General features: G+C 56.3%; 17 protein-coding genes. 14 read left to right on the forward strand and 3 right to left on the reverse strand.

The window, feature by feature from the left end; translation table 11 throughout:
• Positions 1-198 precede the first annotated feature (198 nt).
• Positions 199-801, forward strand: a complete 603-nt coding sequence (locus ACZYUB_RS02475) for a hypothetical protein (RefSeq protein WP_463945254.1) — start codon at positions 199-201, stop codon at positions 799-801.
• Here the strand turns inward: ACZYUB_RS02475 and ACZYUB_RS02480 are convergent.
• A complete protein-coding gene (locus ACZYUB_RS02480; RefSeq protein WP_463945256.1) occupies positions 798-2,486 on the reverse strand; it encodes a diguanylate cyclase in 1,689 nt (562 codons plus the stop codon). The two genes, ACZYUB_RS02475 and ACZYUB_RS02480, sit on opposite strands and share 4 nt — an antisense overlap.
• Before the next feature lie 177 nt (positions 2,487-2,663).
• Between ACZYUB_RS02480 and ACZYUB_RS02485 the strand changes: the two genes are divergently transcribed.
• Both ACZYUB_RS02485 and ACZYUB_RS02490 read left to right on the forward strand, forming a co-directional pair.
• The gene (locus ACZYUB_RS02485) at positions 2,664-4,448 is read left to right on the forward strand and encodes a SulP family inorganic anion transporter (RefSeq protein ID WP_463945258.1); all 1,785 of its coding nucleotides are present in this window, start codon (positions 2,664-2,666) and stop codon (positions 4,446-4,448) included.
• 70 nt (positions 4,449-4,518) lie between these two features.
• Positions 4,519-5,340, forward strand: coding sequence for a universal stress protein (locus ACZYUB_RS02490; protein ID WP_463945260.1), 822 nt, complete (start codon positions 4,519-4,521; stop codon positions 5,338-5,340).
• Positions 5,341-5,404: 64 nt separating this feature from the next.
• On the opposite strand, the gene ygfZ is transcribed toward ACZYUB_RS02490, so the two are convergent.
• Complete coding sequence (ygfZ, locus tag ACZYUB_RS02495; protein ID WP_463945262.1) at positions 5,405-6,334, reverse strand: CAF17-like 4Fe-4S cluster assembly/insertion protein YgfZ; 930 nt, start codon at positions 6,332-6,334, stop codon at positions 5,405-5,407.
• Between the two features lie 130 nt (positions 6,335-6,464).
• On the opposite strand from ygfZ, the gene ACZYUB_RS02500 reads away from it, so the two are divergent.
• The 3 genes from ACZYUB_RS02500 (at position 6,465) to ACZYUB_RS02510 (ending at position 7,898) form a co-directional block, all read left to right on the forward strand.
• Positions 6,465-6,728 carry an FAD assembly factor SdhE gene (locus tag ACZYUB_RS02500; RefSeq protein ID WP_463945264.1) on the forward strand — a complete coding sequence of 88 codons (264 nt, stop codon included), beginning with the start codon at positions 6,465-6,467 and terminating at the stop codon, positions 6,726-6,728.
• The gene (locus tag ACZYUB_RS02505) at positions 6,697-7,086 is read left to right on the forward strand and encodes a protein YgfX (RefSeq protein WP_463945266.1); all 390 of its coding nucleotides are present in this window, start codon (positions 6,697-6,699) and stop codon (positions 7,084-7,086) included. Before ACZYUB_RS02500 ends, ACZYUB_RS02505 begins: the two co-directional genes overlap by 32 nt.
• Positions 7,087-7,352: 266 nt before the next feature.
• Positions 7,353-7,898, forward strand: a complete 546-nt coding sequence (locus ACZYUB_RS02510) for a hypothetical protein (RefSeq protein WP_463945268.1) — start codon at positions 7,353-7,355, stop codon at positions 7,896-7,898.
• Positions 7,899-8,018: 120 nt separating this feature from the next.
• Here the strand turns inward: ACZYUB_RS02510 and nadB are convergent, their stop codons facing one another.
• The gene (nadB, locus tag ACZYUB_RS02515) at positions 8,019-9,632 is read right to left on the reverse strand and encodes an L-aspartate oxidase (protein ID WP_463945270.1); all 1,614 of its coding nucleotides are present in this window, start codon (positions 9,630-9,632) and stop codon (positions 8,019-8,021) included.
• A 175-nt stretch (positions 9,633-9,807) separates the two neighbouring features.
• Between nadB and rpoE the strand changes: the two genes are divergently transcribed.
• The 8 genes from rpoE to era all read left to right on the forward strand — a co-directional run bounded on the left by rpoE (position 9,808) and on the right by era (position 16,785).
• Positions 9,808-10,389: an RNA polymerase sigma factor RpoE gene (gene rpoE / locus ACZYUB_RS02520; RefSeq protein WP_463945272.1), complete on the forward strand. Its 582-nt coding sequence runs from the start codon at positions 9,808-9,810 to the stop codon at positions 10,387-10,389.
• 20 nt (positions 10,390-10,409) lie between these two features.
• Positions 10,410-10,976 (forward strand): RseA family anti-sigma factor, encoded by a 567-nt coding sequence (locus tag ACZYUB_RS02525; RefSeq protein WP_463945274.1) that lies wholly within the window; start codon positions 10,410-10,412, stop codon positions 10,974-10,976.
• Between the two features lie 18 nt (positions 10,977-10,994).
• Positions 10,995-11,966 (forward strand): MucB/RseB C-terminal domain-containing protein, encoded by a 972-nt coding sequence (locus tag ACZYUB_RS02530; RefSeq protein WP_463945276.1) that lies wholly within the window; start codon positions 10,995-10,997, stop codon positions 11,964-11,966.
• Positions 11,963-12,424: a SoxR reducing system RseC family protein gene (locus ACZYUB_RS02535; RefSeq protein ID WP_463945278.1), complete on the forward strand. Its 462-nt coding sequence runs from the start codon at positions 11,963-11,965 to the stop codon at positions 12,422-12,424. Before ACZYUB_RS02530 ends, ACZYUB_RS02535 begins: the two co-directional genes overlap by 4 nt.
• A gap of 80 nt (positions 12,425-12,504) precedes the next feature.
• On the forward strand, positions 12,505-14,304 hold the full coding sequence (lepA, locus tag ACZYUB_RS02540) for a translation elongation factor 4 (RefSeq protein ID WP_463945280.1): 1,800 nt from the start codon (positions 12,505-12,507) through the stop codon (positions 14,302-14,304).
• Entirely contained in the window at positions 14,304-15,221 is a 918-nt protein-coding gene (gene lepB, locus ACZYUB_RS02545) for a signal peptidase I (RefSeq protein WP_463945282.1), read from the forward strand. The genes lepA and lepB overlap by 1 nt, the downstream gene beginning before the upstream one ends.
• Positions 15,221-15,889, forward strand: a complete 669-nt coding sequence (rnc, locus tag ACZYUB_RS02550; RefSeq protein ID WP_463945284.1) for a ribonuclease III — start codon at positions 15,221-15,223, stop codon at positions 15,887-15,889. The genes lepB and rnc overlap by 1 nt, the downstream gene beginning before the upstream one ends.
• Positions 15,886-16,785 (forward strand): GTPase Era, encoded by a 900-nt coding sequence (gene era / locus ACZYUB_RS02555; RefSeq protein ID WP_463945286.1) that lies wholly within the window; start codon positions 15,886-15,888, stop codon positions 16,783-16,785. The genes rnc and era overlap by 4 nt, the downstream gene beginning before the upstream one ends.
• Positions 16,786-16,789 lie beyond the last annotated feature (4 nt).

Raw genomic sequence — 16,789 nt, forward strand, 5'->3', positions numbered from 1 at the left:
CGGCAATTGAGTCACCAAGGGAGGCATGAATGCCTCCTTTTTTTTACTCTGCTGGCCAGATCATTTCTGGGGGAAATCCCGAGGGGTGGCCATCAATGTATGCATCGTAGGTGGTCCTGCGGATAAATAAATTCGACCACTGACAGTGGCAGGATATGATGCGCGCGGTTATTGGAGTCAACTCATGGAGTTCGTTAAATGCGTGTTCGCGGATTGTTGAAAGTTGTACTGGTGAGTCTGTTGCTCAGTGGTTGTGTTGCGCCTCTGCTGGCCGGAGCTCAGAGTCAATTGATGTGGGCATTGCTCAAACCGCTGGTCGGTTTTGATCCGAACGAGGTAGATCTGTTCGAACAGCCGTTGATCAAGGATCGGATGCAGCCTTTACTGGGTGAGCATTATGGTACCGCGGTGACGCTGTTGAAGACGGCAGACGAGATCCAGCAAGAAGGCCCGCTGTTTTATGTGCTTTCCAAAAATCCGGTAACAGGTCCTTTGGCCGATAAAGCTGGTTTTGTCTGGAACTCGCAAACCAATCAAATGGCGGTGCTGTTACAGCAACAAGGTAAGTCCGCCGTGTTCAGTGAGCCATTGGCGAATGCCGCCACAGAAACCACGGGCGCTGCCGCAGCAGTCCCGGTTTGGCCACAGGCCATGCAGGCTCTTTTGACTCCGGCCTCCATGCAGCAACAAATCCAGGATCAGGCCGCTACTGGGGTACAGGGCCAGGCCCAACCCGTGACAGAGGCGGCTGGCAAGGCACTCTCGTCTGCGAGCTCGGCGGCCACTGCAACGGCCAACTAGTTCGGGGTATCGGTCGCCAGTTGGGGGGGGCAGGAAAGAGGTTCGCGGGCTGACTCGATGCGATTGCGACCTTGCGACTTCGCCTGATACAGGGCTTGATCGGCACGAGCAAAGAGCTCGCTGACTTCAACAGTCTCCGGGGTAACCGCGCAGACGCCGATACTGGCGGTCAACGGTTGATAGTGCTGGTTACCGAGCTCGAACGAGGAGGATTCGATGTGCTGACGCACCCCTTCGGCTACCACCAACGCTTGTTCCAGCGATACGTTACGGAGCAGGACTAAAAACTCCTCGCCCCCGATACGGGCCAAGGTGTCGGTATGACGGGTTTTTTCCTGCAAGCGCTGTGCGAATTGCTTAAGTACCCGATCACCGGCGGGATGGCCCCAGTTATCATTGACCGATTTGAAGAAATCGATATCCAGCATCACGACGCAGAATTCGTGGCCATAGCGCTGGTAACGGGCCAGCTCGGCACTCAACTGTTCATTGATATAACGCAGATTGTGCAATCCGGTCAGGGCATCGGTTTCCGACATTTGTCGCAACCGGGCTTCAGCTTCGCGTCGGGCGCTGATTTCCATCCGCAGCCGCTGGTTCAGGCGACAGTACCAAGCAGTGATCAGCAATAGCACTCCGGCCAGCAGGGATACATAGCCGATGATACGCAAGTATTCAGCAACCAGGCTGTGTAACTGGTCGTCGCTGTATAGGAAATTACTCAAGTCCAAGCTGCTGGCTTGTGCATGATCCAACTGTATTTCGGCAATTCGCTGCCAGCGCCAACGGTTCATATGGCCGATGTCGATGAGGTCGGATTGCATCAACCTGAGCATGGCATTGGCTTCAAATTGCAACTGATCAACCGTTTTTTCGGGGGCATAGCGCTGGCGAATCAACTGAATGGTTTCTGGAATATGGCTCATGGCATAGTTCCAGCCTTGCAGAGATGCTTGACGAAACGCTTGAACGCGTTCGGGATGAAACAGCAATTCATTGCGGGAAGTGAAGAGCACATCCCCATAGAAATCGATGCCATAGGTGCGAGGATCAATCAGCTGATAGGGGATCCCCTTTTGCTCCAGTTGATACGGTTCATTGGTGACATAGGCGTCGTAGGCATCGACTTCACCGTCGATCAACGGTTGTAAATCGAAGACGGTCTGCACCAGATTCAGCTTGTCCAGCGCTAGCCCTTCACTGGAAAACGGGGCTAGTAATTCGACGCTTTCGCTCAAGGGAAATACGGTCATCAGGCGTTTGCCGACCAGATCGTGCAGATTGCGGATATCGGGACGATCCAGCACCAGCCAGCTGACTGCTGAGTGTTGCAAAGTGGCTGCCAGAGCGACAATCGGCTTGCCTTGTGCGTACTCGCGCACCAGCCCCGAGTTGGATATTCCATAGGTTGCATCACCGCTCAGCACAGCGTCTACCGGTGATACGTAGCTACCGGCATAGCCATTGGGGCGCAGTGTGACCTCCAGTCCGGCATCGCGATAGAAGCCCTTTTCCAGTGCCATGTAGTAACCGGCGAATTGGAACTGGTGGACCCATTTCAGTTGCAGGGTAACGGCATCGGCGGCTTGAATGGGCAAGGTTGCCAACCATAACAGCCCTATAGCCAGGATGCGGGATCGGCTGAGCATCAACATAGGGTGAAAACTCAACAGTAAGGATTGCATTCAAATTACCCAATTTTGTCGGAATAGCCAATCCAGTCACAAGATAAGAGTTGCGAATGTCCGGCTCTTGGCGTTATCGCGATCTGGACATGGATGTTAAGTATCATGGCTCATAATTAAGATCTGGCCACCCATGGTCGCCATGGTGCACCGAGTGAGTGACAGGGAGTGTGCAATATGTGGACTAAATTGAATCTGGCACGACTGGCTCCTGGCCTGGCATCGCTGCTGGATTATCGCCGGGAATGGTGGCGAGCCGATCTACGGGCTGGACTCTCGGTGGCGGCGGTGGCTCTGCCGGTGGCGATCGCCTACGCGGCGCTGGCCGGTGTCAGCCCGATCGCCGGACTCTACTCCTGTATTCTGCCCATGCTGGTATATGCCCTGTTTGGTTCTTCCCGTCAGCTGATGATAGGCCCGGATGCCGCCACCTGTGCCGTGATCGCCGCCGTGGTCACGCCGTTGGCTGCCGGGGATCCGGTACGACATTGGCAGCTGGTGGTGGTACTGACGCTGATGACCGGTATCTGGTGTCTGCTGGGCAGCCGCCTGCGATTTGGTACGCTAGCGGATTTTTTGTCGCAACCGATCCTGATGGGGCTGCTCAACGGGGTGGCCATCACCATCATGGTCGGGCAGTTGGCCCGTATCTTCGGCTTTCACTATGCCGATCGGGGTCTGATCGAGCGACTGGCAAACAGCTTCGAATATCTGCGCCAGATGCACGGACCCACGGTGGGGATCAGCCTGCTTACGCTGTTATGTCTGTTGGTGTTGCGTCGCTGGCAACCGGCCTGGCCTGGCACTCTGTTGGTCATGGCGGCTTGTGCGCTGCTTTCGTTTGGACTGGATTTGCAACAGTTTGAGGTGATGACGCTGGGGCCGCTCGCCAGCGGACTACCGAACGTGCAGTGGTCGGCATTTCCACCCTCGTTGCTGCGGGAGTTGGTCATGCCGTCGTTGAACCTGGCCCTGGTCAGTTTTGTCAGCATGATGCTCACCGCCCGCAGTTTTGCCGCCAAACGCGATTATGAAATTGATGCTGATCAGGAGTTTCGGGCCTTGGGCTTAGCCAATATCGCGGCAGCCTTCTCGCAGGGATTTGCCATCAGCGGCGCCGCCTCGCGCACGGCAGTCAACGATGCAGCGGGAGGCATGAGCCAGATGGTTTCAGTCGTTGCGGCACTGGCCATCGGCAGTGTGACGTTTTTCCTGGTCACGCCACTGCAATATATCCCGTTGGCGACCTTGGGCGTGGTTCTGCTGGTTTCAGCCGCCAGCTTGACCGATTTCCGCAGTCTATGGGCTTTGCGGCGCAGTGATCCCGGAGCCTTCGCGCTGGCATGGATCACCCTCCTTGCGGTGCTGACAGTCGGGGTTATGCCAGGTATCGCCTTGGCGGTGTTGCTGGGCCTGTTCCAGTTTTTGCGCAGTATGATGCGGCCCAGCGATCAGTTGCTGGGGGTGGATGCTTCGGGAGTGGTACATGCGTTGGGACACAACCGGGGTATCCATGCCATTCCTCATGTGGTGGTGTACCGTTTTAATGCCTCGTTGAGTTACTTCAATGCCCCCTATTTCAAGCGTCGGGTGCTGGCCTCCTTGCGTCAGGCGCCGCAGCCACCCAGCCTGATCATTGTCGATGCCGTCTCTTGCTTCTCCCATCTGGACATCAGTGTCATGAGCATGCTGGCCGATTTACAACGGGCATTGCAACAGAAGGGTTGCCGTCTCTGGCTGGCGGGACGTCGGACCACCCTGACGCGCTGGCTACACCTGGCGGGTATTAAGCAAGGGGATGAGGGCATCCGGTTGTGCAGTGATCTGTACAGTGCGATTCGCCGGGTCACCAATGAGCAGGCGCTGAATTCAGAGACCACCCAGGATGAGTCAGCGGTGCCAGAGTCTGCCGCGCCAGAGTCGGTGGTACCAGGCTCGAGAGACTCGCCGCTTTCTTCGTGAATGACTGGCAGATCGCGGCTTCACTTCCTAGCCTGATAGAAGGAGTAGTCGTTGTCAGTGGAGGTTGCGCATGGACTATCGCCAGCTCTTGGTCAGCGTGGATCTTCAGCACGATGTGAGCTACCTGTTGCAGCGTGCCAGTAAACTGGCGCAGTTAATGGCGGCGCGTTTGCATGTGCTGAGCGTACTGCCGCTGGATGAGCCATTTTCCGGACTGGCCGGCAGCGAGAGCTTGCTGCGCCTTAAACAGGAGAGCCTGGATTATCTGACCCGGCAGGTTGCCACGCTGCCTTGCCAGTTGGGTGAGTGTCGCGTCGAGTCGGGCTCTGTTGCCGCGGCGATCCAGAGCACCCTCGCGCAACTGCACTGTGATTTATTGATCCTGGGAGCGCAGCAACATGTTGGTTTCGCGACTGGACTGGTCGGGGAACTGGCCGGGTTACCCCATCATCATCACGATGTGCTGGTGCTGGATGGCAATCGTCCCTTCTGGAGCCAACCGCTGACGTTTCAGCTTTTCCTGCCGCTCAATGAGGAAGGGAAGGGATTGTTGGTTCGAGCCGATCGTGTGACTCGTGCGTTGGACGCGAAACTGGCGGTGGTTTCGGTGCTGGAAGCTCCGGTGGGCCAAACCGAGCAGCAAGCTGATGCGGCCCAGAGCCAGGCGGAGCATCAGCTGGCAGACTGGCTGGTCCGTTTGCCTCACCCTCCCCAAAGTTGGCAGGTAGTTCGGGGAGATCTCGGGCCCTTGCTGGCACAAGCCCGGGCTTCGGCACAAAGCCAATTGTTGATTGTCGGCGCCGGTCGCACGCAGGCGGCCCATCTCACCATGGGCAGTCATGTTCCCGCTCTGTTGCAGCAACCGCACGGTGATCTGCTGATCCTGCACTAGCGCCAACTTGCGGAATATGACCCGACCGAGGCCAGGTCCTGGTGCGGTCGTTACGACGCGGATGTTAGTCGAGCAGCGAGTAGGGCAGCGGCAACGGCCGTAACTGACTGGCGATTTGATCTTTGATGCGGAAATGGGCCTCCAGCTCGGTATCCAGCGGCAATACGGCCGTGGCCAGTATCAGCCCCTCGTGTTGCCACACATCCAGAACTTGACCGGAGCGCTTCCACTGTTCGCCGAGTTGCCGCTCTAGCGACTCTCCGGGCTGCACCGTCTGGTCGGCTCGACCTTGCAAAATAAACAGGCCGCGGTTGTTGGCACCCCGGTATTTGGCACGGGCCACCGTCTCCTGACCCATATAACAACCTTTGCTGAAGCTGATCCCGCCCAGAGCCTGCAGATTGAGCATCTGCGGTATGTACTCGCCCTGATGGATGGCACTCATATGGGGTAAACCCGCCAGGATCTCCTGTCCCCACCAGTCGGCTTCGGCCCGTTCCGACAGCGATGGCTCCGGCTTTACCGCTGCACGGGCAAGAAGCCAGCGATCCGGGGTGATGCGAATGGCCATGCCATCGGGGAGCAGGCCGCTGTCGGCCAGACCGAACTGGGTCTGGAGCCAGCTATCGCTGCCCTGGCCTGCCACACCCATCAGCGAATAGTCGGTTGTGGCATCGAGAATTTCGACTTTCGAGAAGACGCCATATTTTTTCAGCTCCGGTAACATCCGCGGCAGCAGGCTGCGCTCGGTCAGCAGCAGTAAGGCATCTTCAAGCACCACCAATCGAAACTCGCCCCATAGCTTACCCTTGGCGTCGCAGTATCCACCCAGGCTCTGCTGGCCTGGAAGCAGTGCCGTCACCTCGCAGGTGACTTGGCTCTGCAGGTATTTGGCCCGGTCAGCTCCCGTCAGACGGATGACGGCCAGGCGGGAGAGGAGATAACGGCCAGGCTCGGTGGGACTGAGTGCAGGCAAAGAGAAGGCATCGGTCATTGGCAATTCCTGATTGGGCCTCGAGGAGGCATCCGTTTTTGTGACCTTCATGGTAATGATGGCAATGCCGTTTGTCAGCCGGAAAGCGAGCTTGTTACCATGGCGGATGCGGATTATTCAGGGGACACAGATGTTAGATGACAAGGAGTGGGAGCGGCTGCGTTGGCAGTGTCGCCGTGGCATGCTGGAGTTGGATGTCATATTACGGCCGTTTATGGATGAGGATCTGCCGCAGTTGAGCGAGCGGATCCAGCGTGGTTTTGTGCGGCTGCTGGAGTCTTCGGATCTGGAGTTATTCCGCTGGCTGTTGCGTGGTGAGTCACCGGTTGATGCCGAACTCCAGGAGTTGATTGAGGTGATCCGTGACCACCACCAGACGCGTCATCTCGATTGAGCCTTCTGGGTGGCATCAACTGCTGTTACTGGCCGGGCACCTGCTGGTGGCCGCGTTGAGCTGGGAGTGGTTACCGAAATCCTATGGACTGGGGTGCCTACTGATCCTGGCCGTGAGTCTGAGCTATTCCTTGTACCAGGCCAACCGGCGTCGGTTCACCCTGGTGTGGGTGGATAACAGGCTGTACTGGCGGCAGCGGCGTTATGCCCTGGGTCGTGGATCGCGCATCGGTCCTGGCTTCTTGTGGCTGGATTTGCAGGGCGCTCGGCCCTGTCGATTATGGATATTTGCCGACAGTCTGGCGCCGCAGGAATATCGGCATCTGGCTCGGTATATTGCGTTATGTACCGATTCATGAATATTCATCGCAAGCTGTTATCTCCAGCTTTATATTTTCGTTAAATGTGATGTTGCCTCGGTTTTGAGGGCAATGCTCAGATGGTTTTTTGATGTTATTTATTCGCGCTGTTCCGCTGTTGAATAAGTATTGTAAATGCCTGTCTATTTTATTTCTTAATTTGTGCTGACAGTTCGGTTTTATCTTCTACTCTTTCTGGCGTGGATCAAGTTTTTACAATAGTTCATTCCATACCATGAAGTAATTCATTGCACAGGAGTAGCATTATGAGTCTGGCTTTAATCAGGGAACATGCCGACGTCAAGGAAGAGTTCGACCGACTCAGTAAAATAAGACATGAACAATTTATATCTTCGGTGGCGAATATGATTGGTGAAATCAAAAGCTTCGCCGCGAGCTATATGAAGGCGAATGATTTTTTGGTCACGGATTATCCGGAAGACAAGACCATTACCGGCACCTACAAGGATGTGAAGATTTCGCTGAAATATCCGGAGGTCGAAGAGCGGTCACCGGATGCTCATAGCGTCTTCGAGGTCAGCCACAACCATAAGTCATTGACGGTCGGTGCTTCGTTGACTACGGCAGGAGAAGCGGTGAGCGGCGGCTTTATTTCATACAGCTCCCAGGAAGACCGGCTGCGCAAGGAGATTGATAGTTTCAAAGCGCGGATCGAGCGTTTGAGGTCCTTGGGGATCCAGGATATCAGCGGTAGTTATTCGTTATGTTTGATTGAAAAAAGAAATGGTGTCGTCGCCTATAAGCGTCATACCCAGAGTATCGTCGATGTGATCGACGAGATTATCAAGTAGCTCACTGGATTAGACCTAACTCGTTGAAGTTCGGTATTCCTGGTCTCAGTCAGTCGGTGGCTTAAAAAAGAGAGGGGCTAATGCCCCTCGTTTCATTCATATTCCATCATCCTCTCCGGTTCAGAAATTTTCCGGGATTAGAATGGTGGGGGTCGGATTAGGTAACTGATCCGGATAATCGAGGTTGTAATGCAAGCCTCGCGACTCCTTACGGCTAATCGCGGAATGGACAATTAATTCGGCCACCTGCAGCAAATTGCGCAACTCCAGCAAATTATTCGAGACGCGGAAATTGGTGTAGTACTCCTGAACTTCCTGCTTGAGTAAATCAATCCGCCGTTTGGCGCGAGCCAAGCGTTTATCGGTACGAACTATGCCGACGTAATCCCACATAAACAGCCGTAGCTCATGCCAATTATGCTGGATGACCACCTCTTCGTCGGAATCGATCACCTTGCTCTCGTCCCATGCCGGTAGCGAGGGCGGCTCACTGCTCATCGGCAGACGGGCGAGAATATCTTCGGCAGCGGCATGCGCGAAGACCACGCACTCCAGCAAGGAGTTGGAGGCCATTCGGTTGGCACCGTGCAGACCGGTATAAGAGACTTCACCAATGGCATACAGACCAGGCACATCGGTCTGGCCCTTGTGATCGATCATCACGCCACCACAGGTGTAGTGTGCAGCTGGTACCACAGGAATCGACTGGCTGGTGATGTCGATGCCGATCTTCATGCAGCGTTCATAGATGGTCGGGAAGTGCTTGACGATGAAATCGGCCGGTTTATGGCTGATATCCAGATACATGCAATCGGCTCCCAGACGCTTCATCTCGTAGTCGATGGCGCGGGCGACTATGTCGCGGGGAGCCAGTTCGCCTCTGGGGTCGAAATCGGTCATGAAGCGCGAGCCATCGGGACGGCGCAGATAGGCGCCCTCACCGCGCAGGGCTTCGGTGAGCAGGAAGTTGCGATCTTCCGGATGAAACAGGGTGGTGGGATGGAACTGGTTGAATTCCATGTTGGCCACCCGACACCCGGCGCGCCAGGCCATGGCAATACCGTCGCCGGAGCTGACGTCTGGATTCGAGGTGTATTGATAGACCTTGGAGGCTCCTCCGGTCGCCACCGCCACAAAACGGGCGCGGACCACCTCGACCTCTTCGCGGTTGCGGTTCCAGATATAGGCACCCAACACCCGGTTTCCGGGCAGACCCAGCTTGCGGGTGGTGATGAGATCGACCGCATTGAAGCGCTCCATCAACTGGATATTCGGGTGACTGCGCACCTGATCCACGAGCGTGATCTGTACCGTTTTGCCGGTGGCATCGGCGGTGTGGAAAATGCGGCGATGGCTATGGCCACCTTCCCGAGTCAGGTGATAGGCCGGCAGGCCATCTTCCGTGGCTGACTCCACCTGATCGAAAGGCACACCTTGCTGGATCAGCCATTCGATACAACGCTTGGCATTGCGGGCGGTAAACTCGACCGCATCCCGGTCACACAGACCGGCACCAGCATTCAGGGTGTCGCTGACGTGGGACTCGATACTGTCCTTTTCATCGAAAACGGCAGCGATGCCTCCTTGGGCATAGTAGGTGGCCCCCTCACTCAAGGGTCCCTTGCTCAATACCATCACCCGCACGTGCTCGGCGAGACGCAACGCGAGGGAGAGGCCGGCGGCACCACTGCCAATGATAAGAACATCACAGCTGTATTCAACGTTCTGTTTCATAAGTATCATTGGCTTGGGTGGGAAAGGCTCATGTTAGCCCAATTTGCTGATTCGATGCAGCCTGGATCACGTTTTTTTGCATAAGCGCGAACTTTTATAAAAACAGTGTGTCTGATTATATGCGCTTATTTCGAGCCGACAGTGGCTACGACCTGATGGGGGTTTTCCGGCTCCAATGAGCGACCAGAACAGTATTGATCAGCAGTTGATTGAGCGCATACAGCGCGGCGATAAAAACGCCTTCAACCTGCTGGTGAAAAAGTACCAGCATAAGGTGGTCAGTCTGGTGTCGAGGTACGTGAATAATCCCGGGGATGTCCCCGATGTGGCGCAGGAAGCCTTTATCAAAGCTTACCGCGCCATCCCGGATTTTCGCGGCGATAGTGCCTTTTACACCTGGTTGTATCGGATTGCCGTCAATACGGCGAAGAATTACATAGTCGCTCAGGGGCGTCGCCCGCCCGATATGGATGTGGATAGTCAGGATGCGGAAACTTATGAAGGGGCTGAGAACCTGCATGAGGTGGCCAATCCGGAAAATCTGATGCTGTCGGCGGAAATTCGGCGGGAAGTCTCCTTGACTCTGGAGAGCTTGCCAGAAGATTTGCGAACTGCGATTACCCTTCGGGAGATCGAAGGCCTGAGTTATGACGAAATCGCTGAAGTGATGGATTGTCCGGTGGGGACAGTCCGTTCACGAATTTTCCGGGCTCGTGAAGCAATCGATAAACGGATCCAGCCTTTGTTGCAGCGCTAATAGGAGCAGTCAGATTGACTATGGCGAATAATGAACGGATTTCTGTGCTGATGGATGGCGAGGCCGCCGAGGCTAGCTGGCTGAAGTCCGTAGCACAAGACAAGGAACAGCAGGAGACTTGGGCTCGTTATCATCTGGTGGGTGATGCGATGCGTGATGAGTTGCCTGCCACTTTGATGTTCGATCTGGCCGATCGGGTTGCTCTGGCGTTGCAGGATGAGCCGACTATTCTGGCTCCGCGTCCGACTTCGTGGCGCGAACGAGTTCGGCCGATGGCGGTCTCTCTGCTGCGATATGGTGGCCAGTTTGCGATCGCCGCATCGGTCGCTGCCGTGTCCATTCTCGGTGTGCAGCAGTACCAGTTGGCCAACAACTCGCAATTGGCGCCGACACCGGTTCTGAATACCGTACCTGTCGGGGGGATGGCGACGCCGGTCAGCGTCAATTTCCAAACCAACCGCCAGCCACTGGAGCATGTGCCGCAACCGGCCATGACCCAGGAGCAGCGCCAGGTGGAGCGGGAGCGTATCGCGGCTTTCTTGCGTGATCATCAGTTGCAGCAACGTCTGCATCAGGCTAATGAATAATCAGGAGAGACCTTCTTCGTGCGGCTGTTGACTCTGGTTTTGCTTCTTGCCGCTCTCTTCACCTGTGCCCGGGCCTCGACAGATACGCCATCTGCCGAGGCCTTGTTGCAACAGATGCAGCGGGCTTATCACCACTACAATTTCGAGCTCTCGCTGATCAAGGTTCGTCAGGGAACCATAGAGCCGCTGCGTTTTTCCCATGCGGTGTCTGAAGAGAGCGAACTCTCCCATCTCATTTACCTCAATGGTCGTCCGAGTGAATATCTCAAGCGTAATAACGAGATCAGCTTCTTTGAGGCAGGAACCGATCCCTACACCCTGAGCGGAGCGCGTATGCCTGGGTTCTGGTCTGCCGTGCTGGGTATGAATCTCGAACAGGTGCTGAAGAGTTATGATCCTGTGGTCACCGGGCGTAATCGCATCGCTGGTTTGCCGGTTCAGGTCGTACGCCTGGCGCCCAAAGATCCGAGCAAGTATGGTTTTGTGCTCTGGCTGGAGCAGGCCTCGGGCCTGTTGTTGCGTCTGGATCTGATCGATGAAGGCGGCAATCTGGTCGAGCAGTTCATGGGCGTGGATCTGCGGATCATGCCGGAGCCCAGCAGTTGGTTATTGGCGCTGGATAAGGTCAAATTGCCCCGCGCCGTCACCACGGAACAAGCCTATCAGGCGCCGCAACAGGAGCTCGGTTGGGCGCCGGGTTGGTTACCCAAGGGTTTCCGGGTGATGTCCACCGATCGCCATCCCCTGGTGGGAACCGGAGAGATGGTCGATTATATGATGGTTAGTGATGGCTTGGTCGATGTCTCTATCTACCTGTCGGCGCCTGAGAGCGGGATGGGCGAGCAACTGGTCCGACAGGGCGCGACTAGCTTGCTCCGCCTGTTGAATGATCATAAGGTTGAAGTGACAGTGGTAGGCGAAGTTCCTGCGCAGACGGCGCAACGGATAGCCGAATCGCTACATTCACTCGCCAAGGGGGTCAGACCATGATTGAATCCGTTGCTACCGTGGTGGCCGTTGGCGATACCTGGGCGCAAGTTGAATGTCGCCGCAAGAGCGCCTGTGGGCACTGCCATCAACAGGAAAGCTGTGGTGTCGGAGCCATCGCCAAGGCGATGCCGGGGCGGCCGCAACTGCTGGAAATTGCCCTCACAGCACCGGTGCATGTCGGGCAGCAGGTGCGCATTGGCATTCCCGAACGCAGTTTGCTGACCAGTGCCTTGCTGGTTTACATGGTGCCGGTGCTGTTTTTGCTGCTTGGGGCCCTGGCTGGCAAACTGGTTTCGGTGCAGTGGCCAGTCGGAGAGGAACCCTCCGAGATCATTGGTGCTCTGCTGGGCGGCGGCCTGGGCTTCTTGCTGGCTCGACTCGGTGCCAAGCGCCTGGGTGGCGGTTTTTACCGCCCGGTGATGCTGGGTCTGAACATTCCGACGCAGCAAACCGACTAAGCGATAGCCGTTACCCCACTAATCCAGTAAAATCCCGCCTCTATGCGTCAGGTGACGCTTACCTATTGACTGAATAAGCCATGAAACAGATTCGAAACTTCTCCATTATTGCGCACATCGACCACGGTAAGTCGACTCTCTCCGACCGCCTGATCCAGATCTGCGGTGGTCTTTCCAATCGCGAGATGCAAGAGCAGGTGCTTGATTCCATGGATCTCGAGCGCGAGCGCGGCATCACCATCAAAGCACAGAGTGTGACCCTGAACTACCAGGCCAAAGATGGTCAAACCTACCAACTGAACTTCATCGACACCCCGGGCCATGTCGACTTCTCCTATGAGGTCTCCCGCTCGCTGGCCGCCTGTGAAGGGGCTCTGTTGGTGGTGGACGCCGGTCAGGGGGTTGAGGCACAGACTCTGGCCAACTGCTACACAGCTCTGGAAATGGATCTGGAAGTGGTGCCTGTGCTCAACAAGATCGACTTGCCACAAGCCGAGCCCGAGCGAGTGGCCGAGGAGATCGAGGACATCGTCGGTATCGATGCCATGGACGCGGTGCGTTGCTCCGCCAAGACGGGCCTGGGCGTGGACGATGTGCTGGAAACGATAGTCCAGAAAATTCCGGCACCCGAAGGGGATCCCGAGGCTCCGCTGCAGGCGCTGATCATTGACTCCTGGTTCGATGATTATCTGGGGGTTGTCTCTCTGGTTCGCATTAAAAACGGCAACCTGAAAAAGGGCGACAAGATCAAGGTGATGAGTACCGGTCAGGTGTGGGGCGTCGATCGTCTCGGCATCTCGACCCCGAAGCGCAAGGACACCGATAGCTTGTCTTGCGGCGAGGTTGGTTGGGTGGTGTGTGGTATCAAGGATATTCACGGCGCTCCCGTGGGCGATACCCTGACCCACGCCAAGAACGGTGCCGACAAGCCGCTGCCCGGCTTCAAGAAGGTCAAGCCGCAGGTCTATGCCGGTCTGTTCCCGATCTCCTCGGAAGATTATGAAGCGTTTCGCGATGCGCTGGACAAGCTCTCCTTGAATGATGCCTCCCTGTTCTTCGAACCGGAAAGCTCGACGGCTCTGGGCTTTGGTTTCCGTTGTGGCTTCCTTGGCATGCTGCATATGGAGATCATTCAGGAGCGCCTGGAGCGGGAATACGATCTGGACCTGATCACCACGGCACCGACCGTGGTGTACGAGATTGAACAGACCGATGGCACCACCATCCACATTGACAGCCCATCCGCGCTGCCGGCGATCACCAGTATCGTCGAAGTGCGCGAGCCGATTGCCGAGTGTCATATTCTGGTACCGTCTGAATACCTCGGCAACGTGATTACCCTGTGTATCGAGAAGCGCGGTGTGCAGACCAACATGGTCTACCATGGCAATCAGGTGGCATTGACCTATGAAATCCCGATGGCTGAAGTGGTGCTCGACTTCTTCGACCGTCTGAAATCGACCAGCCGCGGTTATGCGTCACTGGATTATGGTTTCAAGCGTTTCGAAACGGCTGACATGGTGCGCTTGGATATTCTGATCAATGGTGAGCGCGTCGACGCGCTGGCCATCATCACCCACAAGGACAATGCCCAGTTCCGCGGTCGTCAGTTAGTCGAAAAGATGCGCGAGCTGATCCCCCGGCAGATGTTTGACATTGCCATCCAGGCCGCGATTGGCAACCATGTCATTGCTCGCAGCACCGTCAAGGCGATGCGTAAGGACGTGTTGGCCAAGTGTTATGGTGGTGACGTCAGTCGGAAGAAGAAACTGCTGAACAAGCAGAAAGAAGGTAAGAAACGGATGAAGTCCCTGGGGCGTGTGGATGTGCCGCAAGAAGCCTTCCTCGCGATTCTGCATGTCGGTAAGGATAGTAATTGATGGCCAATACCTTTTCCCTGTTACTGATCGGCGCCACGCTGCTGACCGGTCTGGTGTGGTTGCTGGACCGCTTCGTGCTGCTGCGGTGGCGGCAACGACGCGTGTTGAAAGCAGAAGCGGCCACTGGCAAGGCGCTGGATGCTGGCACCATAGAGACGCTGATGCGTGAGCCGGGTTGGGTAGAACAGTGCAAAGGGGTGTTTCCGGTCATCGCCGCCGTGTTGGTATTGCGCTCCTTCTTGTTCGAGCCATTCCAGATCCCGTCCGGATCCATGATGCCGACCCTGCTGGTCGGGGATTTCATTCTGGTGCAAAAGTTTGCCTATGGCGTCAAGGAACCACTGAATAACCGGACCTTGCTGGAGACTGGACACCCGAAGCGCGGTGATGTGGTGGTATTCAAATATCCCGAAGAGCCAACCGTGGACTACATCAAGCGCGTTGTGGGCTTGCCCGGGGATCGCATCATCTACCGCAACAAGCAGCTGTTTATCCAGCCAGCTTGTGCGGGTAGCCAGGATTGCCCGGCGATTGCCAAGGTCGAGCAGACCTTCCTCAACAGCGGTGACTTTATCCAGGGTGGTGTACCACTGGAGCGTTATCAGGAGCAGTTGGGCAATGTCAGCCACCGGATCCTGAAGAATCCGCAGCAACCTGATTATGTGCCCATGTATTTCCATCAGCCTGGTAATGAGGCCGATGAGTGGGTGGTGCCGGAAGGGCACTACTTCGCCATGGGCGACAACCGGGATAACAGTAAGGACAGTCGCTTCTGGGGCTTTGTTCCGGAGCGTAATCTGGTGGGTAAAGCGGTGTTTATCTGGATCAGTTTCGAGTTTGAGCGCGATCCGGGCTCACCCATCCCGGGCTGGATCCCGACCGGTGTCCGATTCAATCGTATAGGTGGCATCCAGTGATGGACAAGCTCAAACGACTGGAACGAAAACTGGGTCATAGCTTCGTCGATGAAGACCTGCTCAAGCGGGCTATCACCCATCGTAGCGCGGGGTCGCGCCACAATGAACGTCTGGAGTTTCTCGGGGATTCCATCCTGAGTCTGGTGATTGCCGAAGTGCTGTTTCACCGCTTTCCGGATGTCAGCGAAGGCGATATGAGCCGGATGCGGGCCACCCTGGTGCGTGAAAAAACCTTGGCCGAACTGGCGCGGGAGTTCGATCTGGGTGAATACCTGATCCTTGGTCCCGGCGAGCTCAAGAGCGGTGGTTTCCGTCGCGAGTCGATCCTGGCGGACACCGTCGAGGCGCTGATCGGGGCTATCTATCTGGATGTGGGGATGGAACCAGTACGGCAGTTGCTACTGGCTTGGTATGCGCCTCGTCTGGACGAAATCCGCCCGGGAGCCGATCAAAAAGATCCGAAAACACGTCTGCAGGAGCTTTTGCAGGGTAAACGCAAGCCGTTGCCCAGCTACGTGGTCATCAAGGTCAAGGGAGAGGCCCACAATCAGGAGTTCACGGTACAGTGCGAGATCGAGGGCGTTGACGCCACCGTAATCGGCGTGGGCTCCAGCCGTCGCAAAGCCGAACAGGCCGCGGCCGAAAAAGCCCTGGAGCAATTCAAATGACAGAGCAGACCCATTGCGGTTTTATCGCCATCGTTGGCCGTCCTAACGTTGGCAAATCCACCCTGTTGAACCAGATCCTGGGGCAAAAGGTCAGCATCACCTCGAAGAAGCCGCAAACGACCCGGCACCGCATTCTGGGTATCGATACCGACGGAGCTTACCAGACTATCTATGTGGATACGCCCGGTCTGCACCAGGAAGAAAAACGCGCCATCAACCGCCTGATGAACCGGGCGGCGACCAGCTCCATCGGTGATGTCGAAATGGTGGTGTTTGTGGTGGAGGGCACACGCTGGACCTCCGATGACGAGCATGTGCTGAGCAAGCTGCAGCACCTGCGTTGCCCTGTGGTACTGGCCATCAACAAGATCGATCTGCTGGATGATAAGGAGGCGTTGCTGCCCCATATCCAGATGCTGTCGCAAAAGATGAACTTTGCCGACGTATTGCCTCTGTCTGCGGAGAAGGGCACCAATGTCGACAAGATCCGCTCCATGGCCCGTGCTTTGCTGCCGGTCGGGGAACACCACTTCCCGGATGACTACATCACGGATCGCAGCTCCCGTTTCATGGCCTCGGAAATCATCCGTGAAAAGCTGATGCGTTTTCTGGGTGAAGAGCTCCCATATTCAGTCACCGTCGAAATCGAACGCTTCAAGGTCGAAGCGGACGGTCTGTTCCATATCAACGGTCTGATCCTGGTCGAGCGGGATGGACAGAAGAAGATGGTGATTGGCAATAAGGGTGAGAAGCTCAAGACCATAGGCACGGAAGCCCGGATGGATATGGAGCGTCTGTTCGAAACCCGGGTGTTCCTGGAGTTGTGGGTCAAGGTCAAGTCCGGCTGGGCCGATGACGAGCGCGCCCTGCGCAGTCTCGGTTACGGCGACGACTAAGGAT

This window comes from Pseudaeromonas sp. HNCC25DJ182 (assembly GCF_055413365.1).